The sequence below is a fragment of the Brevundimonas guildfordensis genome, from assembly GCF_014836405.1.
In the GTDB taxonomy this organism is placed as follows: Bacteria; Pseudomonadota; Alphaproteobacteria; order Caulobacterales; family Caulobacteraceae; genus Brevundimonas; species Brevundimonas guildfordensis.
Map to the genome: position 1 here is coordinate 1,004,209 of NZ_JACSQU010000001.1, position 22,800 is coordinate 1,027,008.

The 22,800-nt window shown below is 66.6% G+C and carries 21 protein-coding genes; 9 read left to right on the top strand and 12 right to left on the bottom strand.

Annotation, left to right across the window (positions count from 1 at the left end; all coding sequences use genetic code 11):
• Positions 1 to 48: 48 nt before the first annotated feature.
• From H9656_RS04875 to petA, 5 genes are all read right to left on the bottom strand, one after another.
• Positions 49 to 1,698 (bottom strand): M28 family peptidase, encoded by a 1,650-nt coding sequence (locus tag H9656_RS04875; RefSeq protein WP_191743106.1) that lies wholly within the window; start codon positions 1,696 to 1,698, stop codon positions 49 to 51.
• A gap of 60 nt (positions 1,699 to 1,758) precedes the next feature.
• On the bottom strand, positions 1,759 to 3,405 hold the full coding sequence (locus H9656_RS04880; protein ID WP_191743107.1) for a M28 family metallopeptidase: 1,647 nt from the start codon (positions 3,403 to 3,405) through the stop codon (positions 1,759 to 1,761).
• Positions 3,406 to 3,552: 147 nt separating this feature from the next.
• On the bottom strand, positions 3,553 to 4,428 hold the full coding sequence (locus H9656_RS04885) for a cytochrome c1 (RefSeq protein WP_191743108.1): 876 nt from the start codon (positions 4,426 to 4,428) through the stop codon (positions 3,553 to 3,555).
• 5 nt (positions 4,429 to 4,433) lie between these two features.
• Positions 4,434 to 5,732 carry a cytochrome b gene (locus H9656_RS04890; protein WP_191743109.1) on the bottom strand — a complete coding sequence of 433 codons (1,299 nt, stop codon included), beginning with the start codon at positions 5,730 to 5,732 and terminating at the stop codon, positions 4,434 to 4,436.
• A gap of 17 nt (positions 5,733 to 5,749) precedes the next feature.
• On the bottom strand, positions 5,750 to 6,304 hold the full coding sequence (gene petA / locus H9656_RS04895; protein WP_025978101.1) for a ubiquinol-cytochrome c reductase iron-sulfur subunit: 555 nt from the start codon (positions 6,302 to 6,304) through the stop codon (positions 5,750 to 5,752).
• 194 nt (positions 6,305 to 6,498) lie between these two features.
• Here petA and H9656_RS04900 point away from each other — a divergent pair, with 194 nt between their 5' ends.
• Positions 6,499 to 6,954 (top strand): tRNA (cytidine(34)-2'-O)-methyltransferase, encoded by a 456-nt coding sequence (locus H9656_RS04900; protein ID WP_191743751.1) that lies wholly within the window; start codon positions 6,499 to 6,501, stop codon positions 6,952 to 6,954.
• A gap of 36 nt (positions 6,955 to 6,990) precedes the next feature.
• Here H9656_RS04900 and H9656_RS04905 read toward each other — a convergent pair whose 3' ends face one another.
• Positions 6,991 to 8,277 carry a dipeptidase gene (locus tag H9656_RS04905; protein WP_225212226.1) on the bottom strand — a complete coding sequence of 429 codons (1,287 nt, stop codon included), beginning with the start codon at positions 8,275 to 8,277 and terminating at the stop codon, positions 6,991 to 6,993.
• 255 nt (positions 8,278 to 8,532) lie between these two features.
• Here H9656_RS04905 and hemF point away from each other — a divergent pair, with 255 nt between their 5' ends.
• The gene (hemF, locus tag H9656_RS04910; RefSeq protein WP_191743753.1) at positions 8,533 to 9,387 is read left to right on the top strand and encodes an oxygen-dependent coproporphyrinogen oxidase; all 855 of its coding nucleotides are present in this window, start codon (positions 8,533 to 8,535) and stop codon (positions 9,385 to 9,387) included.
• 10 nt (positions 9,388 to 9,397) lie between these two features.
• Here hemF and H9656_RS04915 read toward each other — a convergent pair whose 3' ends face one another.
• Both H9656_RS04915 and H9656_RS04920 read right to left on the bottom strand, forming a co-directional pair.
• The gene (locus tag H9656_RS04915) at positions 9,398 to 11,812 is read right to left on the bottom strand and encodes an ATP-binding protein (protein ID WP_318240594.1); all 2,415 of its coding nucleotides are present in this window, start codon (positions 11,810 to 11,812) and stop codon (positions 9,398 to 9,400) included.
• 179 nt (positions 11,813 to 11,991) lie between these two features.
• A complete protein-coding gene (locus H9656_RS04920) occupies positions 11,992 to 12,702 on the bottom strand; it encodes a type 1 glutamine amidotransferase (protein ID WP_191743111.1) in 711 nt (236 codons plus the stop codon).
• A 92-nt stretch (positions 12,703 to 12,794) separates the two neighbouring features.
• Here H9656_RS04920 and H9656_RS04925 point away from each other — a divergent pair, with 92 nt between their 5' ends.
• A complete protein-coding gene (locus tag H9656_RS04925; RefSeq protein ID WP_191743112.1) occupies positions 12,795 to 13,103 on the top strand; it encodes an antibiotic biosynthesis monooxygenase family protein in 309 nt (102 codons plus the stop codon).
• On the opposite strand, the gene rlmJ is transcribed toward H9656_RS04925, so the two are convergent.
• Positions 13,100 to 13,921 (bottom strand): 23S rRNA (adenine(2030)-N(6))-methyltransferase RlmJ, encoded by an 822-nt coding sequence (gene rlmJ / locus H9656_RS04930; RefSeq protein WP_191743113.1) that lies wholly within the window; start codon positions 13,919 to 13,921, stop codon positions 13,100 to 13,102. The two genes, H9656_RS04925 and rlmJ, sit on opposite strands and share 4 nt — an antisense overlap.
• 107 nt (positions 13,922 to 14,028) lie before the next feature.
• Here rlmJ and H9656_RS04935 point away from each other — a divergent pair, with 107 nt between their 5' ends.
• From H9656_RS04935 to H9656_RS04945, 3 genes are all read left to right on the top strand, one after another.
• Positions 14,029 to 14,373 (top strand): hypothetical protein, encoded by a 345-nt coding sequence (locus H9656_RS04935; RefSeq protein ID WP_191743114.1) that lies wholly within the window; start codon positions 14,029 to 14,031, stop codon positions 14,371 to 14,373.
• The gene (locus H9656_RS04940; protein ID WP_318240595.1) at positions 14,370 to 15,374 is read left to right on the top strand and encodes a DNA topoisomerase IB; all 1,005 of its coding nucleotides are present in this window, start codon (positions 14,370 to 14,372) and stop codon (positions 15,372 to 15,374) included. The genes H9656_RS04935 and H9656_RS04940 overlap by 4 nt, the downstream gene beginning before the upstream one ends.
• 78 nt (positions 15,375 to 15,452) lie before the next feature.
• Positions 15,453 to 15,857, top strand: coding sequence for a hypothetical protein (locus H9656_RS04945; RefSeq protein ID WP_191743115.1), 405 nt, complete (start codon positions 15,453 to 15,455; stop codon positions 15,855 to 15,857).
• A 58-nt stretch (positions 15,858 to 15,915) separates the two neighbouring features.
• Here H9656_RS04945 and tdh read toward each other — a convergent pair whose 3' ends face one another.
• Positions 15,916 to 16,962: an L-threonine 3-dehydrogenase gene (gene tdh / locus H9656_RS04950; protein WP_191743116.1), complete on the bottom strand. Its 1,047-nt coding sequence runs from the start codon at positions 16,960 to 16,962 to the stop codon at positions 15,916 to 15,918.
• A gap of 219 nt (positions 16,963 to 17,181) precedes the next feature.
• Between tdh and xrtH the strand changes: the two genes are divergently transcribed.
• Positions 17,182 to 17,715, top strand: a complete 534-nt coding sequence (xrtH, locus tag H9656_RS04955) for an exosortase H (protein ID WP_191743117.1) — start codon at positions 17,182 to 17,184, stop codon at positions 17,713 to 17,715.
• Positions 17,715 to 18,365, top strand: a complete 651-nt coding sequence (locus tag H9656_RS04960) for an exosortase H-associated membrane protein (protein ID WP_191743118.1) — start codon at positions 17,715 to 17,717, stop codon at positions 18,363 to 18,365. Before xrtH ends, H9656_RS04960 begins: the two co-directional genes overlap by 1 nt.
• Before the next feature lie 24 nt (positions 18,366 to 18,389).
• On the opposite strand, the gene H9656_RS04965 is transcribed toward H9656_RS04960, so the two are convergent.
• Positions 18,390 to 19,592 (bottom strand): glycine C-acetyltransferase, encoded by a 1,203-nt coding sequence (locus tag H9656_RS04965; RefSeq protein WP_191743119.1) that lies wholly within the window; start codon positions 19,590 to 19,592, stop codon positions 18,390 to 18,392.
• A 39-nt stretch (positions 19,593 to 19,631) separates the two neighbouring features.
• Complete coding sequence (locus H9656_RS04970; protein WP_191743120.1) at positions 19,632 to 20,510, bottom strand: DUF4232 domain-containing protein; 879 nt, start codon at positions 20,508 to 20,510, stop codon at positions 19,632 to 19,634.
• A 142-nt stretch (positions 20,511 to 20,652) separates the two neighbouring features.
• On the opposite strand from H9656_RS04970, the gene H9656_RS04975 reads away from it, so the two are divergent.
• Positions 20,653 to 22,779, top strand: a complete 2,127-nt coding sequence (locus H9656_RS04975; protein ID WP_191743121.1) for a TonB-dependent receptor domain-containing protein — start codon at positions 20,653 to 20,655, stop codon at positions 22,777 to 22,779.
• Positions 22,780 to 22,800 lie beyond the last annotated feature (21 nt).

Genomic DNA, 22,800 nt, shown 5'->3' on the forward strand with positions numbered 1-22,800 from the left:
AGCGATCTCATCACCCCATCAACGCCCCGACCGCCGCTGCGTTGCCGTTTAGCGCCGCGCGGCCTCGGTGCGCTCACGGACCTGGCCGAACTCAGAGGCCGGCTTCCAGGTCGGCCACTCGTCGCCGTTGGCCAGATCCAGACCCAGGCGATACAGCAGGGTCAGATTTTCGACCGCCGAGCGCAGGTCCCAGTCCGGCGACCATTCGTCGCTGGGCTTGTGGTAGTCGGCGGCGAACTTGGCCGTCCAGGCCGCCAGACCGGCCTCGCGTCCGCCCTCGACCCAATCCACGCCGTGCCAGGGCATCAGCGCCGGCACGCCCGCGCGGGCGAAGGGGAAGTGGTCGGAGCGATAATAGAAATTCTGCTGCGGCTGACCGTCGTCGGAGACATAGCGCCCCTCCTTCTCGGCCAGGGCCTGCAGATCGTCCTCAAGGCTGTTCTGCCCCTTGCCGAAGATCGGCACGTCCTTGGTCGGGCCGCTGAGGGGCAGCATGTCGATGTTGATGTCGGCCACCGTCGTCTCCAGCGGATAGACCGGATCGGCGACATAGGCGTAGGCGCCCAGCAGGCCCATTTCCTCGGCCGCCATATGGGCGAAGACGATGCTGCGCTTCGGCGTGGGCGCAGCCTTCAACTGGCGCGCCATCTCGACCACGCCGATGGTGCCAGAGGCGTTGTCCCAGGCGCCGTTGAAGATCTTGTCGTCGCCTGCGGTGTTCTCATTGACGCCGACATGGTCCCAGTGCGCCGAATAGATGATCACCTCGTTCGGACGCTCGCTGCCGGTGATGCGGGCCAACAGATTGTGGGTGCGCAGGATTTCGACTGCCTCCTCGGCCGAGGCGGTAATCCGCACATCCAGCGGATAGGCGCGGAAATCGCCGGTCTGGAGCCGAGGCTTCAACGTCGCCACATCCACGCCCATCGCGGCGGCGACATCGCCATTCACGGCGCCGCTGAGGCTCAATCCCGCCGACCCGGGAGTCAGGGTGCGGGTGCGGGCCGCCCCGCCCGTTTCGCGCCGCCAGGCCGCCGCGCCGGCGTCTCCCTCGATGACAGTCAGGACCGCCACAGCCCCCCGGCGCTTGGCTTCGTCCGCCTTATAGGCAGCGGACTGATAGTTGGTGGCGTAGGGGCCGTTGAACAGGTCGCCGTCAGGCTCGCCCGCAACGACCAGCACGACCGCCCCCGTCACGTCCAGATCGCCATAGTCGTCCCAGCCCCGTTCAGGCGCATGGATCCCGTAGCCGGCGAAGACGACGGGCGCATTGGTCACCGCCCCGGCCGCCCGGTCGTTCATGGCGCGCAGGGTGAAGTCCGTACCGGCGCTCAGGGCTCGGCCCTCCGACGTCGCGCTCGACCAGTTCAGGATCGGCTCGCCCTTGGGCGTCAACCGCTTCAGGTCGATCACCTGCAGCCATTGGCCGTCCGGGCCGCCTGGCTCCAACCCCATCGCCTCATACTGCGCCTGCAGCCAGTCCAGCGTCTTCTTCTCGCCTTCAGTGCCCGGATAGCGGCCCTGGAAGTCATCGGCGCTGATGGTGCGGATCTCATCCGACAGGCGTTGGGCCGAGAAGTCCTGAGCCGAAACGGCGCCCGCGACGAGCAGCAGAGCCGCAGCGGCGACGCCGCGAATGAAACGATGATGCATGGCGATTCCCTTGGCCTCCCCCACGAGGCTCTTGCGCACAGTCATAGGGCGGCCCCTTGCGAGGCCGCCCCTTACATTTTCGTCATGTTCGTGTCGGAAGACCGATCAACGTTGAGCGGCGCTCTTGGCCCGTTCGGGACCGAACTCCGAACCGGCCTTCCACTCAGGCCAGTCGCGGCTGTTGGCCAGTTCCTGGCCGACCTTGAACATGACCTCCAGGTCTTGGAGCATGCCGGAATAGTCCCAATCGGCCTCCCACTCGTCCGCCGCCTGGTGGTAGCGGTTGGCGCGATAGTCAGCGGCGCGCGCCTGACGCGGCTCGATCGGCGCGTCGACGAACTCGCCGGTCGAGGACAGATAGGCCATCGGCACGCCCTTCTTGGCGAGGGGGAAGTGGTCCGAGCGGAAGTAGATGCCCGCCGCTGCCCCGGCATCGCCCACGAAGCCGCGCCCCTGCGCCGCCGCCGCCGCGATCACCGGCTCGTCCAGCTCCGAATGACCGTAGCCAGTGACGCCCAGCTTGCTCATGCGGCCGAACACGGCGGCCGAGTCCAGGTTGAAGCCGCCGACCGTCTTCTCCAGCGGATACAGCGGGTTGGCGGCGTAGAACTCAGAGCCCAGCAGGCCGCTTTCCTCGCCGGTGAAGCTGATCATCACGATGGTGCGCTCAGGACGCGGCCCCGCCGACCATTGGCGCGCCATCTCCAGCAGGCCCGCCGTGCCCGAGGCGTTGTCGATGGCCCCGTTGAAGATGCGGTCGCCGTTGGCGTCCGGCTCGCCCATGCCGATGTGGTCCCAGTGGCCGGTGTAGAGGATGGTCTCGTCCGGGTGAGTCGAGCCTTCCAGCTTGGCCACGACGTTGTGGGTGACGATGCGGTCCGTCTTCACGTCGAAGCTGGCGTCGAGGGTCGCGCCCTTCAGCTCGACCGGCTGGAAGTCGCGGCTGCGCGCCTTGATCTTCTCCTGCTCGAAATCGAGCCCGGCGCGGCGGAACAGATCAACCGCCAGATCGCGCTGGATCCAGCCTTCCATCGCCACGCGCTCGGCCGAGGGATCGGCGCGGACGATGTCGAACTGCGGCACGCCCCACGAGTTGGCGACCGTGGTCCAGCCATAGGATGCGGGCTTGGTCTCATGGACGATCAGCACGCCAGCGGCGCCCTGACGAGCCGCCTCCTCATACTTGTAGGTCCAGCGGCCGTAATAGGTCATGGCCTCGCCGCCGAAGGTGTTCAGCGACGGATCTTCAAAGTCGGCATCGTTGACCAGGACGACGATGACCTTGCCGCGCACGTCGGTCTTGAAGTCGTTCCAATCGCGCTCGGGCGCGGTGATGCCGTAGCCGACGAAGACCAGGGGCGCGTCCTTCAGGTCGACCGCAGCGCCAGGCAGGCGCGTGGTCATGGTGACTTCCTGGCCCTGCGTCAGCGGCTGGCTCCAGTCGCCCAGCTTCAGCTGGCCAGCGACGTTAGCGACGGCGAAGCGGTTCAGACCCACTGCCTGGGTCCAGCCGCCGTTCTCGCCGCCCGGCGCGAAGCCAGCGGCGGCGTATTGGCGGCTCAGATAGTCGATGACCTTCTGCTCGGCCGGGGTGGCGATGCCGCGCCCCTCGAAGCTGTCATCCGACAGGACACGGATGTCTTCGGAAATCCGCGCGGCGTCGAACGCAGGCGCGCTCTGGGCCTGAGCGTAACCAGACACCCCCAGGGCGGCGGCGAAGGCCAGAACGGCGACGGACGATGAAATACGCATACAGGCTCACCCCTCGGAAAATTCGATGGTGGGACCGTAGTCAGCCGGATCGCGGGTGTCGACTGCCGGCAGGCGCCCACAGACCACGAAAAAACCCGCCGGATCGCTCCGGCGGGTTCATTCATTCCGATCGAACGAGCGCGGCTCTTAGTGAGCGACGCCCCTCCAGATGCGGCGATAGCTGGCGTAGGTCACGCCCGCAAAGGCCACCAGGAAGATCAGCACGCCGAAGCCCATCTGCTTGCGCTCGACCATCTTCGGCTCGGAGGTCCAGGCGATGAAGGCGGCGACGTCCTTGGACATCTGGTCCACGGTCGCCTCGGTGCCGTCGTCGTAGGTGACCTGACCGGCGCTCAGCGGCGCGGGCATGGCGATGAAGCCGCCCTTAGGCACGGGGCCCTTGCCCTCCCAGAACGGGGTCATGTCGCCCGGCATGTAAGGGTTGTAGTGCTGGCCCGCCGCCATGTTCAGCCCCGCCGGCGGAGCCGAATAGCCCGACAGCAGCGAGTAGATGTAGTTGGCGCCGTCGTGACGGGCCTTGGCCAGGACCGACAGATCCGGCGGCATGGCGCCGCCGTTGGCCGCAGCCGCCGCCGTCGCGTTCGGATAGGGGTTGGGGAAGCGGTCGGCCGTGGTGGCGTCGCGCATCAGGGCCTCACCCGTTTCCGAGTCGATGTCGCCGACCTGGATTTCCTTGGCCAGAGCCTTCACGACCGGGTTGTCGTTCGGATTCGGATACTTCGGATTCCAGAACGGCCCGTGCTTGTCGCCCAGGTTGCGGAAGTGCACCAGGTCCATGCCGTGGCAGGAGGCGCAGACCTCACGATAGACCTTGTAGCCGCGCTGCAGCTGGCCCTGATCGAAGGTGCCGAAGGGCCCGGCGAAGCTGAAGTCGCCGTCTCGCGGGTGCTTGGCGCCCCCGGCGGCCATCGCCGGAGCGGCGATGGCGACCAGGCCGACAGCGGCCGTCACGGAGACAAGGATCTTGCGGAAGGACACGGTCTTTTTCTCGTTGCTCATCATCGCGCTCAGGCCTTCTCGGCTGCGGTCGACGGGAGCACGGGCTCCGAGATCGTCGCCGGGATCGGCAGCGGCTTCTCCCGCAGGCCGATGACAGGCATCAGCACCAGGAAGAAGACGAAGTAGTAGGCCGTGAACAGGCGGGTCAGCCACAGGTAGGAGTTCAGCTGGCCGTCGATCAGGTTGAAGCTGGGCATGCCCGGCACGACCGGCGCGTCCGGCAGCTGCGCGCCGCACCAGCCAAGGCCGAAGCAGACGAACAGGAAGATGATGAAGAAGGTCTTCATCGTCGGACGGTAGCGCATCGAGCGCACCTTGGACGTGTCCAGCCACGGCAGGACGAACAGCACGCCGATCGCCGCGAACATGGCCACCACGCCGCCGAACTTGTCGGGGATGGCGCGCAGGATCGCGTAGAAGGGCAGCATGTACCACTCAGGCACGATGTGCGCCGGGGTCTGCAGCGGGTTGGCCGGGATGTAGTTGTCGGCGTGGCCCAGGGCGTTCGGCTGATAGAAGACGAAGACCGCGAACAGGATCAGGAACAGGATGATCGCGAAGCCGTCCTTGACCGTGAAGTACGGGTGGAAGGGCAGCATGTCCTTCTTGGCGCGGTCCTTCGGGATCAGGATGCCGACCGGGTTGTTCTGACCGGCGGCGTGCAGGGCCCACAGGTGCAGCACCACGCAGCCGGCGATGACGAACGGCAGCAGGTAGTGCAGCGAGAAGAAGCGGTTCAGCGTCGCGTTGTCGATGGCCGGGCCGCCGCGCAGCCAGATCAGGATCGGCTCGCCGACGACCGGAATGGCGCCGATCAGGTTGGTGATGACCTCGGCGCCCCAGAAGGACATCTGGCCCCACGGCAGGACGTAGCCCAGGAAGGCGGTGGCGATCATCAGGAAGAAGATCACGCAGCCGATGATCCAGATCATCTCGCGCGGCGCCTTATAGGAGCCGTAGTAGAGGCCCCGCAGCATGTGCAGATAGACGGCGATGAAGAACATCGACGCGCCGTTGGCGTGCACATAGCGGATCAGCCAGCCGCCGTTCACGTCGCGCATGATGCGCTCGACCGAGGCGAAGGCCATGTCGACGTGCGGGGTGTAGTGCATGGCCAGGACGATGCCGGTGATGATCTGAGTCATCAGGCAGAGCGCCAGGATGCCGCCGAAGGTCCACCAGTAGTTCAGGTTCTTCGGGGTCGGCAGGTTCGCATAGTCCATGCCGAAACGGATGATCGGCAGGCGGGTGTCCATCCACCGCTCAACAGCGGTTTTCGGGACGTAGGTGGATTCGTGATCGCTCATGGTTCCTCTGTCCGTCCTCAGCCGATCTTCACGCGGGTGTCAGACATGTATTCGTAGTTCGGCACGATCAGGTTCAGCGGCGCCGGACCCTTACGAATGCGGCCCGAGGCGTCGTAGTGCGAACCGTGGCACGGGCAGAACCAGCCGCCGTACTCGCCGGCGTTGAAGGTCGGCACGCAGCCCAGGTGGGTGCACGAGCCGATGACCACGAGATACTTCTCGTGACCGGCCTTGGTGCGCTCGGCGTCGGTCTCGGGCGGGGAGCCGACGGCGCCCTCGTCGATGACCTTGGTCAGCTCGGCCGGAGTGCGATAGCGCACGAAGACCGGCTTGCCCTGCCATTTGATGACAACCTGCTGGCCTTCCTGAACCTTGGTCAGATCGAATTCGATCGACGCCAGGGCCAGGGTGTCGGCCGCCGGGTTCATCTGGTTGATCAGCGGCCACGCCACCATCACGCCCGCGCCGGCCGCAGCTGCGCCCGCCGCAATGTGGATGAAGTCGCGGCGGGTGGCGTCGCCACCCCCGTGTTGGCCGTCAGGCCCGTCAGCATTCACGACCGATTCGGCCACGCGTTTCACCTCTGCATCGCCGGTCGTCCGCTCCGAGATGGAGCGTCAACCGAATGGAACCCTTTGCGAAAACGAATGCCTGTCCGTGCGGCCCTAGTTTCGCCTGCTCCAAAACAAGTCGCGAAAGCGATTTGCGAAACAGTCGCAACAAAAGCCGCGACAAGGCCCCGCCCCGCGCGTATGAGGGCCTTAGAATGCGTCTCGCCCTTTTTCAACCTGACATCCCCCATAATGTCGGCGCCTGCATCCGTCTGAGCGCCTGTTTCGGCGTGGAATTGCACGTCATCGAGCCCACGAGCTTTAATTTCGACGATCGCGCGATGAAGCGGGCGGCCCTGGATTACGGGCCCTTGTCCCACATGACGCGCCATGCCGATTGGGACGCGTTCCAGCGTGACCGTGCGCCGGGACGGCTGGTGCTGTTCACCACGCGCGCGGCCGAGCCGCTGGCGGATTTCGCGTTTCAGCCTGACGACGTCTTGCTGTTTGGCAAGGAGAGCGCCGGATCGCCCGACTACGTCCACGCGGCGGCCGATGCGCGAATCTATATTCCGATCCGGCCGGAGACCCGGTCGCTGAACCTGTCGGTCAGCGCCGGGATCGGCCTGCATGAGGCGCTCAGGCAGCTGAACGCCCTGCCGACGCGTTGATCCTTCTCCCTTTATGGGAGAAGGATTCGACTCGCTTTACTCCGGCGCGCCGTCGTCCGGCAGCTTGGCCAGGCTCGGCCGCTCGCCGCGCTTACTCTCGGCCACGCGCTCGACCGCCCGCATCACACGCAGCAGGTTCTCGCCCGAGATCTTGCGGATATCTGCCTCGCTCCAGCCGCGGCGCATCAGCTCGGCCAGCAGGCGCGGGTAGCCGTCCACGCCCTCCAGCCCGACCGGCAGGCTGTCCACCCCATCATAGTCACCGCCCAGACCAATGTGGTCGATGCCCGCCACGTCGCGAATGTGCTGGATGTGGGCGACGACGTCCTCCATCGTCGCCTTGGGCGCCGGGTTGGCGGCGTTCCATGCGTCCATGCCCGCCTTGACCGCTGCGGGATCGCCGGGGTTGAGAGCCGTAAGCCGCGTCATCTCTGCTGCACGCGCCGCGCCCGAGGCCCGCACGGCCTCGCTGATGAAGCCCGGCACGAAGGTCACCATGACGATGCCGCCGTTGCCCGCCATCTGGCGCAGCACGGCGTCAGGCACGTTGCGCGGATGAGCCGTCACCGCCCGCGCCGAGGAGTGGGAGAAGATCACCGGCGCCGAAGACACCCGGATCGCATCGACCATGGTGTCCTCGGACACGTGGCTGAGGTCGACCATCATGCCCAGGCGGTTCATCTCCCGGACCACGTCCTCGCCGAAGGCGTTCAGCCCCTTCCACTTGGGCGCATCAGTGCCGCTATCGGCCCAGGTGGTGCTCTTGGAGTGGGTCAGCGTCATGTAGCGCGCGCCCGAATCATAGAACTCGCGCAGCAGGCCCAGGGAATCATCGATGGAGTAGCCGCCTTCCATGCCGATCAGGCTGGCGATCTTGCCCGCGCGGTGGATGCGGACCAGGTCATCGGCGGTCGTGGCGATCTCGAAGGTGTCGGGATAGGCGGCGGCCATGCGCTTGACCGTGTCGATCTGCTCGAAGGTGGCCTTGGCGGCCTCGACCGGCGCCATGCTGGCCGGAACATAGACAGACCAGAACTGACCGCCCACGCCCCCGGCGCGAAGGCGCGGGATGTCCGTATGCAGGCGCGTCGAAGCCGACAAATCTGCATTTAGGTCAACGCCATGCGGGTCATTTCCAAAGCCCTGCCGCAAGGCCCACGGCAGGTCATTGTGTCCGTCGATCAAGGGCGTGCGTTTCAGAATCTGCATCACCCGCGCCTCTTGCGGCTGGCTTTGAGCCAAAGCCGGTCCCGCCAGAACGGCGATGGAGGCGGCGGCCAGCAGACTGGCGCGCATTCTGGCGTTCAGGGCGATGCGGATCATGATTTTCCCCTCTTCGAGATACTAGGCCCGCCCGGTCGCCCCACGGCGCCGCTCCTTACGGGCGCGGCAGGCTGGCACAGCCGGGACGCAGAGGGAACCGTTCGTATACCGTCCTGGCGCGGGCCGATTGTGATCTGGATCAAGGCCCCCTCGCCTCGCCTGCGGCATCAGGCCCTCATCCGCACACCCCGCCGGACTGTTCAGAAAGGCCGCGTCATGGTTGAAGCCCTCATGATCCAAGCTGACCCCGCCCTGATGATTGAGCGCCGCGAGCGCGCCCGCGTCTGGTTCGAGACCCTGCGCGACCAGATTCACGCCGGCTTCGAGGCGCTCGAAGACGCCGCGCCCGCTGACCTGTTCGCCGGAGACGCCGGTCGTTTCGTCCGCACCCCCTGGGACCGCCCGGAAGGCGGCGGCGGCGTTATGGGCATGATGAAAGGCCGCCTGTTTGAAAAGGTCGGCGTCCACTGCTCGACCGTTCATGGCGTCTTCCCCGCCGACTACGCCAAGAAGGTGCCGGGCGCAGAGGAAGACCCGCGCTTCTACGCCACCGGCATCAGCCTGATCTGCCACCCGGTCAGCCCGCGCGTGCCGGCCGTGCACATGAACACCCGGCTGATCTCGACGACCAAGACCTGGTTCGGCGGCGGCGGCGACCTGACGCCCGTGCTGGATGCGGACCGCCGCGACGACCATCCCGACACCATCGACTTCCACGCCGCCATGAAGGGCGCCTGCGACGCCTTCGATCCGGCGTGGCACGCCAAATACAAGCAGTGGTGCGACGAGTATTTCTTCCTGCCACACCGGAATGAACCGCGCGGCACCGGCGGCATCTTCTACGACCACCACGATAGCGGCGACTGGGAGAAGGACTTCGCCTTCACCCAGACGGTCGGCGAGGCCTTCCTGAAGGTCTATTCGGAGATCGTCGCCCGCCGGATGCAAGAGCCCTGGACCGCCGAAGAGCGCGAAGAGCAGTTGGTCCGTCGCGGCCGCTACGTCGAGTTCAACCTGCTGTATGACCGCGGCACCATGTTCGGACTGAAGACCGGCGGCAACGTCGATGCAATCCTCAGCTCCATGCCCCCTGTGGTGAAGTGGCCATGAAGTTCGCGGATCAGGCCGGGACCTGATCCGCCTCGCTTCTTACCGCCCCCTCGATCGCCTTTGTTAGGGCCGCCACTGTCAGGGGCTTGGTCAGATGGCCGTCAGCGCCGGCCGCACGTCCCGCCTCGACATGTTCTTTTAGCGCATTGGCGGTCAGCATCAGGACAGGGGTTCGCGACGCGCCGGTCGTGCGCTCGTGCTGACGTATGGCGGCGGTCGCGGTCAGGCCGTCCATCACCGGCATCTGCATGTCCATCAGCACCAGGTCGAACCCGTCGCGCCGCAAGGCCTCGACCGCTTCCGCGCCGTTTGCAACGCTGACCAGATCCACGGGCATGGTCTCAAGCATGACCTGAACGACCAGACGGTTGGCCGGATGGTCATCGGCCAGCAGAACCTTCAAACGCCCCTCAGAGGCGGCGGACAGCACCGTCGGCGCGACCGGCTGAACCTCTGAATCGGGCGCTGACGGCAAGGCGAGTTCAAACCAGAACCGCGCTCCTCCCTCCGCAGGCGAGTCGCAGTCCAGACGCCCGCCCATCAGTTGCACCAGGTCAGCTGAAATCGCCAATCCTAGTCCGCTGCCGCCGAAACGCCGGGTGATCGAACCGTCGGCCTGCTGAAAACGGTGAAAGATGCGCTGCTTGAACTCCTGATCGAAACCGATTCCGGTGTCTGAAACTGCAAATAAGGCGCGACCGTCGGCGGCGCGTCCGACCTCAAGCCGCACCTCGCCTACTTCTGTGAATTTCACCGCGTTGCTGACGAGATTGGTCAGCACCTGACGCAAACGAACCGCGTCGCCGACGAAGACGGCGTCAAGGCGCGGGTCAACGTCCAACGAAAGATCCACGCCCTTCTGCATGGCCAGCGGGGTCCACAACGCGACGATCTCGCGCAGCATGGCGCCCAGGTGGAAGGGCGCCGTGTCCAGCTTTATCTCGCCCGTCTCCACCTGCACCGTGTCGAGAATATCCGACAGCAGCCGTTCAAGAGTGACGCCGGACGAACGAATGATATCCACCAGCTCGCGGTCCTTGGGAGCCAGCTCTCGCCGCGAAAGGACATCCGTCATGGCGACGACCCCGTTCAGAGGGGTGCGGATTTCATGGCTCATATTGGCCAGGAACTCGCTCTTGGCCTGATTGGCCTCTTCAGCGCGCAGTTGAGCTGCCCGCAAGCGCCGGGACTGGCGGCGCTGCCAGACCACAACGAACAGCACCGACAGAACGAAGAGGAGCCCGATGCCCAGGATCCAGTTCTGGCCCCGAATAACCGCGCGTTGCAGATCAGTGTTGGCCCGGGCGGTCTGCAGCTGGCGGCGACGCTCGGCCAACTGTTCCTGCATGTCGCCGGTGACCTGATGGATCCCGGCGCTGAAGCGCTGCGCCGCCTGCACGGCGCGGCGCTTCTCATAGTCGCGCAGCACGTCAAAGGCCTCGGCTATCCTTCCGGTGGCCCTCAGCAACTCCGCTTCGACCAGCCGTTCACGCGGGTCGACGATGCCGTCCGGTGCAAGCTCTCGCAGGCGCTCCAGATCACGTCGCGCACCCGTCAAGTCTCCCATTCGCGCCCGCGCCACCCCGCGCATGGGCAGAATGTCGAGCGATAGGAAGGCCTTGCGGTCGATTAGATCCGAGTGAGGAGCCAAGCATTCCAGAACCTTGGCCGACAACTGCTGCATATCGGCGACCGACGCGCACAAGGCCGCGTCATAGGCGCGAATGGCGGCAATGCCAGACCGCTCAGCCAGACGGTGGTGTGCAGCGTAATAATGCTCAGCCCGCGGCAGGTCGCCGACCTGAACCGACATCTTCGTCAGATTGTAGAGGCTGTCGAAATCCGGACGAGGATAGGCCGGGTGCGAATAGTCCACTTCAAACCGATGAAAGGCGGTCGCCGCACCGGCTACATCATTGAGCTTCATCAGGCCCATGCCGGTCATTTCCCAGACCCCGGCGCGAGCCGTGCCTGCGAACGGATCGTCGGCCGGGATTTCGGACTCGACCATGGCCAGCAGACGCAGTCCCTCGCCCACTCGATCCTGGTCCATGAGGGCCAGCGCGGCAAGGCGAGCGGCGTGCGCCTTGACGAACCAGTCATCGGTTGTCGCCGCTATGCGCTCCATTTCGTCGGCGACGGCCATATCGCCCTGATCATACCGCGCGGTAAGCCCATTTAGCCGGGCGATCTCGATGTACCGCTGATCGTGCGCCGCCCTGGCTCGAGCCTGCAAGTGGCCGTTCCACAGAGCCGCGCGCTCGAAATCACCCTGATTCAGAAAGGTCCAGGCGACGTGATACAGGCGGTTCAGCCCCTCGCGGTCGCGACGATTGAGGGCCTGGCGACCAAAAGCCTCGAGCGCGTTGAAGTCGGTCCGCATCGCCCGCTGCTCGACCGCGTGAGCCAGCTCAACCGCCGCCACGGGAGGCGACGATTCGGCGCTGATCGGGTCAGCGCCGGCGATCGAGACCGCTGCGACGCCAGCGAGAACGAAGCCCCTGAATAAAACACGGCGCTTCAAAGTCTTCCTCCCGACTGGTCCGAGCGCGACAGTGAGGGCGAGATATTGAACAAGGCTTAGCAGCCCGCCGTCGTCACGCCTTATTTTTCGCTTGCGCTCGATACGTCGAGGAAGTTGCGGAGCCAGGCGCCCAAGATCGCCCTGTCGTCCGGTCGTTTCAGGCTTGCCTGCGCCTCGTCCACCAGATGCTCGGCGATCCGCCCGCGGCGCCCTTCAGTCAGAGCCGCGGCGAAGGCGGGATCGAACTCCGGGTGGCATTGAAAGCTGATGGCGCCATCCCCCCAGGCGACGCCGGCATGGGGCGTGAACGGGCTGGCCGCGATCACCCGCGCGTCGTCCGCCAGGGCGACCACCTGGTCCTGATGCGAGGCGGGGATCGACAGGGTCGCGGCCGGCGGCTGCATCCAGGCCTCGTCGCCGGTGACCTCATAAGTGTGGAGGCCCACGCCCCAGCCGCGCCCCGACTTCTCTACCCGGCCGCCGAACGCCTGAGCCAGGATTTGATGGCCAAAGCAGATGCCGACCAGGCGCGTCTTGCCGCGCGCATCGCGCAGCCACTGCGCCAGCGGCTCGATCCACGGAAGGTCCTCATAGACGCCCGCCGCCGAGCCCGTAACGATGACCCCGGCGAAGGCCGCAGCGTCATCCGGAAGGTCGCCGGCCTGAACGTCAAAACGCCGCGTCACCACGCCCTCGCCCAGCAGGGCGCGGAACTGCTCGACGTAGTCGCCGTATCGGGCGGCCAAGTCTGCAGGCGGTCGCCCGGTCTCAAGAATGGCGATGACGGTCATGCTCGATTTTTCACTCCAGCAGACGCACGAGAAAGAAGCGTCAGCCCTTGGATTGGGGTAGAAGACCCAGGAAGGCAATGGGACGAAACTTAATGGCGGCAACCGACGATCCGGTCGTGCTGATCAACATCTTCAAGTGCGACCAGCGCCACCTGGACGAACTGATCGAGCGCCTTGCGGGGCTGGCGAAGGTGCAGTCAGGCCTGCCCGGCTTCGTCTCGGCGACCCTGCATCGCGGACTGAACGGCCGCGTCGCCGCCAATCACGCCGTCTGGGCCAGCGCCACGGACTGGAAAGCCATGACGCGCCATCCTCAGGTCGTCGCCGCCATGGGCCCGATCCTGGCTATCGCGACGTTCGAGCCTCACCTCTACGAACCGGGCGAAACGACCGGCGGCTAGCCCGCGCGCCAGACCTCGGCTCGCGCCCCGGCGTCGCCCAGCGCCTGAACGGTCCAGCCGCAGATTTCAGCCGCCGCAGCTTCGGCCCCCGATGGTGCATTGACCACCGTCATCGCGCAGCCGTTCATCTTCATCGGGTTGTTCAATGGCCGCAGGCGCGCCTCAGCGACCAGCACCCGCGACAACCCCGCCTGCTCCAGCCGCCGAATGAAGCCGTCGAACGTCTCCAGGTCCTTCAAAGGCGTCCAGATCGCGACGCACGCCGTCGGGTCGGCGCGCACTACAGCCGCCGCCGTCTCGGCCGAGCGGACATAATCATCAGGCCGCTCGAACGGCGGGTCGATCAGCACCAACGGCGCCTTGACGCCTCTGGCCGCGCGCACCGCCTCTTCATAGCCGTCGCCCGCCCGGCCCGTCGCATTCGGCCATGCGGCGAGCGCCTCGGTCAGCAGGGCTTCGACAGGCGGGTTCAACTCGAAACCGCGATAGGAATCCTCGGCCCGCAGCGCCCGCGCCGTCAGCACCGGCGAGCCCGGATAGAACCGCACGCCGCCCTCAGGATTCAGCGCAGCGACCTCTGCGGCCAGCGCCTCGATCAGCGGCGGCCGCGCCTCGGCGGTCATCAGCCGCGCCACCCCAGCCTCGGCCTCGCGCGAGCGCTGGGCGTCTCCCGACAGATCATAGAGCCCCGCGCCCGCGTGGGTGTCGAGCACGGTCACAGGCCCCCTGGCCTGGCGATCCTTCAGCAGCCACAGCACCAGGGCGTGTTTGACCAGGTCGGCGAAGTTTCCGGCGTGAAAGCTGTGACGATAGTTCATCCCGCTCCGTCCCTCGCCCGCGCCTTCAGGTCAAGCCATCGGCAAACTCAGCTAAGGAACCGCCTGACGCCGCCGCCGTTGCCGTATGCCGCCTGAGAAGAGCCATGATGATCGACCACCCGGTCCTTTCCGATGAAGACCGCACCCCCAACGCCGCCATCGCCAAGGCGGCCCGGCAAGGCTTGGCCCTTCGCGAGCAACATGGGCGCGGCGGGACCGAGGTCGGGGTTCGCCGCGCCGAGCAGCTGATGTCCCGCAAGCCGCTCAGCGATCGCGACATCAAATCCATGTACAGTTATTTCGCCCGACACGCCGTGGACAAGCACGGTCGCCAGTGGGCCGATCCGATCAAGCCCTCGGCAGGGTACATCGCCTGGAACCTGTGGGGCGGCGACGAGGCCCGCGACTGGATCAACATCCTGCGCGCCCGCCTGCGAGAGGTCGGCGTGTGACGCACCCTCATCCCTCTCCGCCGAAAGGGCTGACCTGGTGCAACGACGACAGCCCCGGCTTGACGCGCCGTCGTTCCGGTCGCGGCTTCTGCTATCGAGGTGCTGACGGCGGTCTGATCCGGGACGCCGCCACGCTGGATCGCATCCGCAGCCTGGCCATCCCTCCGGCCTGGACCGATGTGTGGATCTGTCCGCGCGCCACGGGCCATATTCAGGCGACGGGGCGCGATGCGCGCGGCCGCAAGCAGTACCGCTATCACCCCGGCTGGACCGCCCATGCGGCCGAGAACAAGTTCGAGCGCCTGCCCGCCTTCGCCCGCGCCCTGCCCCGTCTGCGACAGCGCGTCGAGGACGACCTGTCCCGGCGCGGCCCCTGCCGGGAAAAAGTGCTGGCGACCGCCGTGCGCCTGCTTGAGATCACCCTGATCCGGGTCGGCAATGCCCAGTATGCCCGCCAGAACCGCTCCTATGGCCTGACCACCCTCAGCAAGCGGCACCTCGATGTGGACGGCGCCGCCCTGACCTTCGCCTTTCGCGGCAAGAGCGGCATCGAACACAGCGTCAGCGTTCGGGACCGGCGCCTCGCTACGGTGGTGCGATCGCTGCGCGACCTGCCAGGCCAGCAGGTGTTCAAATACCGCGACAGCGACGGAGCCCTTCATCCCGTCACCTCCGATGAGGTGAACACCTATATCCGCGAGGCGGCCGGAGACGAGTTTTCGGCCAAGGACTTCCGCACCTGGGCCGGCACGGTCTCGGCGGCGCGCGCCCTGCGCGACACGGAGGCGCCGATCTCGGCCGCCGACGCCAAACGCAAGGTGACGATCTGCATCAAGGCGGTGGCAGGCCTGTTGGGCAATACGCCGACGGTCTGCCGCTCGTCATACGTGCACCCGGCGGTCATCACCCTGTTCGAACAGGGCCGGTTGGCGCAAAGCCTGCCGAAGTCGGACGCGACGGCTTTTGAGACCGCCCTCATAAGGCTGCTGGCGGCGTCCTAGAAACCACGGTTGTTCCGATTGATGAACCTGCGTTATTCAATATAGTCCTCGGCTACAAACGATGACCGAGGGCTGGATATGGACCACCGCCTGTCGAACCGCCTCCTGCGACTCGCCGTCATCTTCGCCCTGATCGGCATGGGACTGGGATACTGGATGGGGGCCAGCCGGGATTTCACGGCCGCGCCGGTGCATGCCCACATTAACTTGCTGGGCTGGGTGGCGATGGCGCTCTACGGCCTATTTTACCGCATCCTGCCCCAGGCCGCACACGGCCGGTTGCCCCAGGTCCATTTCTGGACGGCCCTGGTCGGCCTCCTGATCTTCATGCCGGCGCTGGCCGCAGAGTTGGTCGGAGGCCCCGCGTGGGCGTCGTTCGCCCACATCGGCCTGATCGCGGGGCCGACCCTGACCCTGCTGTCGATGGCGGTGTTCGCTGCCATCGTGTTCCGGGCCACCAGGCCGCTGACGGCGGCTGTCTGAAGCGCCCCTGCCTCTCCCTACGAGAGGGAGAGGGAGAGGGAGAGGTCGCCGCGTGCCCTCAGTCGGCCCAGTTCAGGACGACCTTGCCGGACTTGCCCGACTTCATGGCTTCGAAGCCCGCCTCGAAGTCCTGATAGGGCATCTGGTGGGTGATCAACGGCTGCAGATCCAGCCCCGCCTTCAGCAGGCCCAGCATCTTGCGCCAGGTGGTGAACATCTCGCGCCCATAGACGCCCTTGATGGTCAGAGCCTTCAGGATGATCGCGCCCCAGTCCGTCTCCATCGGCCTGGAGGGAATGCCCAGCATGGCCATGCCGCCGCCCATGATCAGGGTGTCGACGCACTGTTTGAAGGCGACGGGCGAGCCCGACATCTCCAGCGCCACGTCAAAGCCGACCTTCAGCCCCAGCTCATGCATGACATCGCGCAGGTCTTCCTTGGTGGTATTCACCGTGCGCACGCCCGGCGCGACTTTCTGAGCAAGTTCCAGGCGGAAGTCATTGATATCCGTCAGAACCACGGTGCGCGCGCCCGCATGACGCGCCACCGCCGCCGCCATCATGCCAATCGGGCCGGCGCCGGTGACGATGACGTCCTCGCCCAACAGATCGAACTGCTGCGCCGTGTGCACAGCGTTGCCGAACGGGTCGAGGATGGAGCCGATCTCATAGGGCACGTCGTCCGGCAGTTCGATGACGTTGAAGGCCGGGGCGACCACGTACTCTGCAAAGGCGCCCTGACGGTTCACGCCGATCCCGCGCGTGTCGGGGTCCAGGTGGAAATGACCCGCGCGGGCCGCCTCGGAGTTCAGGTCGATGACGTGCCCCTCGGCCGAGACGCGCTGGCCCACCTTCAGGCGGCGATCCACGTCCTTGCCAATGGCGACGATCTCGCCCGAAAATTCGTGGCCGGTGATCATCGGCACGGGCACGTTCTTCTGGGACCACTCGTCCCAGTTCCAGATGTGGATGTCGGTGCCGCAGACGGCGGTGCGGTGCACCTTGATCAGCACGTCTTCGTCGCCCGCGACGGGGATGGGGGCGTCGATCAGCTCCAGCCCCTCGGCCGGTTTCGTCTTGGCCAGGGCCTTCATCGTGTCGGTCATGGTGGTGCTCCCGTTGCTCGGCTTCAGCCGCTAAGCCGCCTTGGGCCCGACCGCAAGCGGTTGACCGCGAAAACCAGAGTTGGCGAGTTCCTGGAACCACACTGAATAACAGCAGTCGATCGCCGCTGTCAGGCATCTCATGAATCAGTTAGCTACGGTGTTCCTAACACGCCGTCCTCATATCCGGCGGTCTCGTCCATAGGGATCAGTTCGCCGCCAATGCCGCGTTTTCTCAAGTCGCCCGCCGTTCAGTACCTAGCCCTGTTCGCCCTTATAGCGGTCGCCCTGTTCAGCGCCCTGGCGACCCCCTGGGCCGAGCGTCTTTTTGTCCAGCCCTTCACCCAGCTGCTGGTGGATATCTGCGCCGCCGTGCTGCAGCCGTTTGACGGGCGCGTTCAGGCGCAGGGCGACATCCTGCGCTTCAGCGACGGACTTGGCGCTGTGCAGGTGCTGGCCGGATGCAATGCGGTTGAGGTCTGCGCCCTGCTGACCGCCGCCATTCTGGCCTTTCCGGGACGGCTGCGGGACGGCGTGGTCGGCGCCGTCGTGGGGGTCGGGGCGCTGCAACTGGTGAACCTGCTACGGATCATCAGCCTGCTCTATCTCTCGCGCGGGTCGGAATCGCTGTTTGAGTTCTTCCACCACTACGTCTGGGACGCGATGATCGGCCTGGAGGGTCTGCTGGTCTTCTTCTTCTGGACGCGCTGGCAGGCACGTCAGCCGGCCAAGGCCGCCGCCCAGGAGACCGTCTGATGACCGCTTGGCTCCACACCCTGGGCGCCCGCACGCCTGAAGAGGCTGCACGTCGCCGGTTCGGCCTGTGGTCGCTGGGCATGTTCCTGCTTCTGCTGCCGCCCTGGTGGCTGTGGGGCGCCGACCTGGCCACGACCGCCCTTCGGCCGCTGGCGAGTGTGGTCTTCCCGATCTTCGGCCTCTCGGGCGAGATCATCACGCGCGCCGACGGCGGCTGGGGAGTCGGCACGCATCTGACCGCGGACGGCGCGCCGGTGATCCAGGAGGTGGCGCACACCGCCATCCGCCGACTGCTGCTGGGCGTTCCGCTGGCCGTCGCCTTCCTGACGGCGCCCCCGCGAACCGACCGCCCGATCAGAGCGGCTCTGATCGCGGCGGTGGTTCTCACTACGCTTTTCCTGCTGTCGCTGGTCTGCCTGATCTGGGGCGAGCTGGCGGCGCAGTTGAACCCCGAACTGGCGCCCCGCAGCGCCGGGATGCTGTCCTCGCTAGATCAGCCGCCGCTGCATCCGATCGCGGCCCAGGTCGCCATCGTCGGCCGCTATATCGGCATGTCGGTAGCGCCGCTGATCGCCGCCATCCTGCTGTGGGCAGCGCTCAATCCGACAGGCCGGTCAGTTGTCATGGCCGACGACAGCCTGAAGGACTGAACCGGCTCCGCCCGCTTGCGGGGGTCAGATGACCCCCAACTCCCTGCCCGCCTGAGTGAAGGCGGCCACGGCGGCGTCGATCTGTTCGAAGGTGTGGGCCGCCGACATCTGGGTGCGGATGCGGGCCTGGCCGCGCGGCACCACGGGGAAGCTGAAACCGATGACATAGACGCCCAGCTCCAGCAGGCGCGCCGCCATGTCCTGCGCCAGCTTGGCGTCGCCCAGCATCACCGGGATGATCGGATGTTCGCCCGGCAGCAGGTCGAAACCAGCCTCGGTCATCGCCGAACGGAATCGCGCGGCGTTGGCGAACAGTTGGGCGCGCAGGGCGTCGCCCTCCTCGCCCGAAGCGATGCGGATGGCCTCCAGCGACGAGCCGCACACGGCCGGCGCCAAGGCGTTGGAGAAGAGGTAGGGCCGCGCGCGCTGCTTCAGCAGCTCGACCACGTTCTTGCGGGCGCAGATGAAGCCGCCCATGGCGCCGCCCAGCGCCTTGCCGAAGGTGCCCGTGACGAAGTCGACCTCGACGCCGCAGTGGGCGAACGAGCCCTTGCCCTTGTCGCCCAGGAAGCCGGTCGCATGGCAGTCGTCGACCATGATCAGGGCTTCATACTGGTCAGCCAGGCCGCGGATCTGATCGATCTTGCCGATGTAGCCGTCCATCGAGAAGGCGCCGTCGGTGGCGATGATGATGTTGCGCGCCCCGGCGGCGCGCGCCTCCTTCAGCTTGGTCTCCAGATCGGCCATGTCCGAGTTGGCGAAGCGGTAGCGCTGAGCCTTCGACAACCGCACGCCGTCGATGATGGAGGCGTGGTTCAGGCTGTCCGAGACGATGGCGTCCTCAGCCCCGAACAGCGGCTCGAAAATGCCGCCGTTGGCGTCGAAGGCGGCGGCGAACAGGATGGCGTCCTCAAAGCCGAGGTAGTCGGCGATGGCGCGCTCCAGCTCCTTGTGGATTTCCAGCGTGCCGCAGATGAAGCGCACCGAGGCGGTGCCCGCGCCCCACTTCTCCTGCGCCTTGATCCCGGCCTGGGTGACACGCTCGTCGCCCGCCAGGCCCAGATAGTTGTTGGCGCAGAAGTTCAGCACGTCGCGGCCGTTGACGGAGATCACCGGCCCCTGGCGCGAGGCGATCACGCGCTCGGGCTTGGTCAGCCCCTGGGCGTCGATGTCGGCCAGTTCGGCGGAGACGCGATCGTAGAAAGCCTGGTTCGTATTCTGGGTCATGTTTGCTCCGCTACGCTGAATCTCGGCCGGTTTGAACCCCTAGCCTGCGGCGGCCACCGCGGGCTGAGTCGAGGCTTCGGCCACAGGGCGCAGGGGGCTGACCTCAACCTGCCCGCCGCAGGGCGTGAAGGCCAGCGGCAGGGCGATGGCGCTCGCCGCGCCCGGCGCCGTGACCCGCACCGTCTTGGCCGAAGGACAGGTCGTCTCGCCCTTGTCCTCGTGCGGGATGACGCTCCAGGCCAGATCAAACCAAGCAGCCTGCTGGGGGCGGATTTCAACCGGCGTCGGCGTCCCCCCCTGTGCGAAATAATTACCCGGCGCCTGAACCGCCCGAACGCCCGTCAGCAGCTTGCCCTCGCCGTCCAACAGGCTGACAGACGGATAGCCCGCGACCGTGCAGGCGGACGGGCCTGTGTTCCTGAGCGCCAGCGTCGTCACGCGGTGGCCCATGCCCGCATCGCCGCCCTCTACCGCTAGACGCAGCGTCTCGGCGGCGCAGGGCGCGCCCGAGGGCGGCGGCGCCACGGCGGCGACCGGGCGGCTGCAGCGTTCGATGATGACGCCGCCCGCCTGATCGCCCTGTCCCGGACGGCTCAGCGTGCCGCTTTCCGTCTCACCCCGGCTGGCCGTCCACCACTCCAGCCCCTGCCCCGCATAGCGTGCGCCGCTCGCGGAGACGACGCTGGTCAGGACGTAGTCCTTGCCGTCGTAAGAGACACGCGCGGTTTCGGCGTCAGGATAGGCGACCACCACCGTCTTGCCGCTCTCACAGGCATAGCCGATGGCCGCCGAGTTCTGAGCCGCCGGAGCTTCGATCGGCGAAGTCGGCTCGGGCGGCGCCTCGGGCGAACAACCCGCGACCAGAAGTGCCAGCCCGGCGGTCAGGGCGATGGTCGAAAAAGTGACGGATCTGCTCATAGCGGCCCCCTCGAAACAGCGACCCTGCTGCAACGTCGAGAGCCTGTGAAGGCTCCGCCAGCGGAAATCGACTAAGAGCGGTTGCGAAGTGATATACTATAACATATCAAGCCTCCCATCGTTGTAACGGGGATGCGTGATCATGCGTTTTCAGACCTTCCTGCTGACCGCCGTGGGCGCGGCCGCCCTGACCGGCCTGGGCGGCGTTGCGCCCGCGCTCGCCGAGGACGTGCTGCAGCGCCAATCGCAGGCCGATCCGCATAACCACGCCCCGACAGCCGCTGACGCCTATGAGGTGGACGAAGTCGTGGTGCGCGCCCTGCCCCTGGGCCGCTCAGGCGACGACGTCGGTTCGCACGTCGCCCTGCTGAGCGGCGACGATCTGGTTCACCGACGCCAGTCAACGCTGGGCGAGACGCTGAACAGCATCCCCGGCGTCAACTCTGACACCTTCGGCGGGGGGGCCAGCCGCCCGGTGGTGCGGGGCCAGACCTCGCCGCGCGTGAAGGTGCTGAGCGAGGGCGCTGGGCTGATGGACGCCTCCGAAGTCTCGCCCGACCACGCCGTCAGCGGCGAGCCGCTGCTGCTGGAAGGCGTCGAGATCCTGCGCGGCCCCGCAGCCCTGCTTTACGGCGGCGGCGCCATCGGCGGCGCGGTCAATCTTCTGGACAAGAAGATCCCGACCCGCATCCCGGCTGAGGGCGGGGAAGGCGTTGCCGAATATCGTCGCGGCTCGGTCGACAATGAGGAAGCCGGCGTGGTCGGCATGACGGTCGGCGCCGGCAACTTCGCCCTCCGCGTCGAGGCGGCGGCGCGCAAGTCGGACGACTACAAGGTTCCGGGCTGGGACGAACCGCGGCTGGACGGCTCCTACAACGAGACCTCGACGGCGACTCTGGGCGCCTCCTGGATCGGCTCGCGCGGCTATCTGGGCGCGGCCTATACGGAACAGACCAGCCGCTATGGCCTGTCCGGACACACCCACGAGTATGAGGGCTGCCACCCGCACGGCGACCACCTTCACTGCGGCGCCGGTCACGACCACGGTCATGACGACGATCATGGCCACGGCGACGATGATCACGGCCACGATCATGAAGGCGACCACGATCACGCCGCCCCCGAGGTCCGCCTGAAGAGCCGGCGCGTCGATCTGCGCGGCGAACTGCGCGACCCGCTGCCGGGTATCGAGAACCTGCGCCTGCGCGCCGGCTACACCGACTATGAGCACAGCGAGCTGGAGGAAGGCGTCGTCGCCACCACCTTCACCAACAAGGGCTACGACGGCCGCATCGAAGCGCAGCACCGCGAGATCGCGGGCCTGCGCGGCGTAGTCGGCCTGCAACTGAGCAAGAGCGACTTCGCCGCCGTCGGCGTGGAGAGCTATCTGGCGCCCAGCACGACCAAGAACACCGGCCTGTTCGTGATGGAGGAATACGAGATCGGCCTGTGGCACCTGGAAGGCGCGCTGCGTCAGGAGTGGCAGGAGGCCTCGGCTGTCGGCCTGCCCGACGTCGAGCACAAGCCCTTCTCCGTCTCCGGCTCTGCCGTGTGGCACTTCACGCCCGGCTGGTCGGGCGCCCTGTCGCTGTCGCGCTCGCAGCGCGCGCCTTCGGCTCAGGAGCTGTACGCCGACGGCGTCCACCTGGCGACCAACACCTATGAGATCGGCGACGCTGCACTCGACGTAGAGACGGCCAACTCCATCGAGCTGACCCTGCGCAAGACTGAAGGCCCCCTCACCGGATCGGTCAGCGCCTACCACTATGTCTATGACGACTACATCTTCGCCCGGACGCTGGACCAGTTCGAGGACTTCCGCCTGATCCGCTACAGCCAGGCCGATGCGACCTTCACCGGCATCGAGGGTGAGCTGACGCAACAGTTCACGCCCTGGCTGTCGGGCACGGTGTTCGGCGACTACGTCCAGGGCGAACTCAAGGGCGACGGCGGCAACCTGCCACGCATTCCGGCGGCGCGGGCGGGCGTTCGCCTGGCCGCCTTCCAGGGGCCGTGGTCGGGCGACGTCGAATATAGCCGCACCTTCAAGCAGACCGACATCGCGGCCTTCGAGACCGAGACGCCGGGCTATGACATGGTCAATGCCACCTTGGCCTACGACATCGACCTGGGGCCGGTGCGCTCGCAGATCTTCCTGCGCGGGACCAATCTGCTGGACGAGACGGCGTTCAACCACGCCTCCTTCCTGGCTGATACCGCCCCTCTGCGCGGGCGTAATGTGACGATTGGCGTACGCGCCCGCTTCTAGAGCTTTTCGCGACTGCAAAAT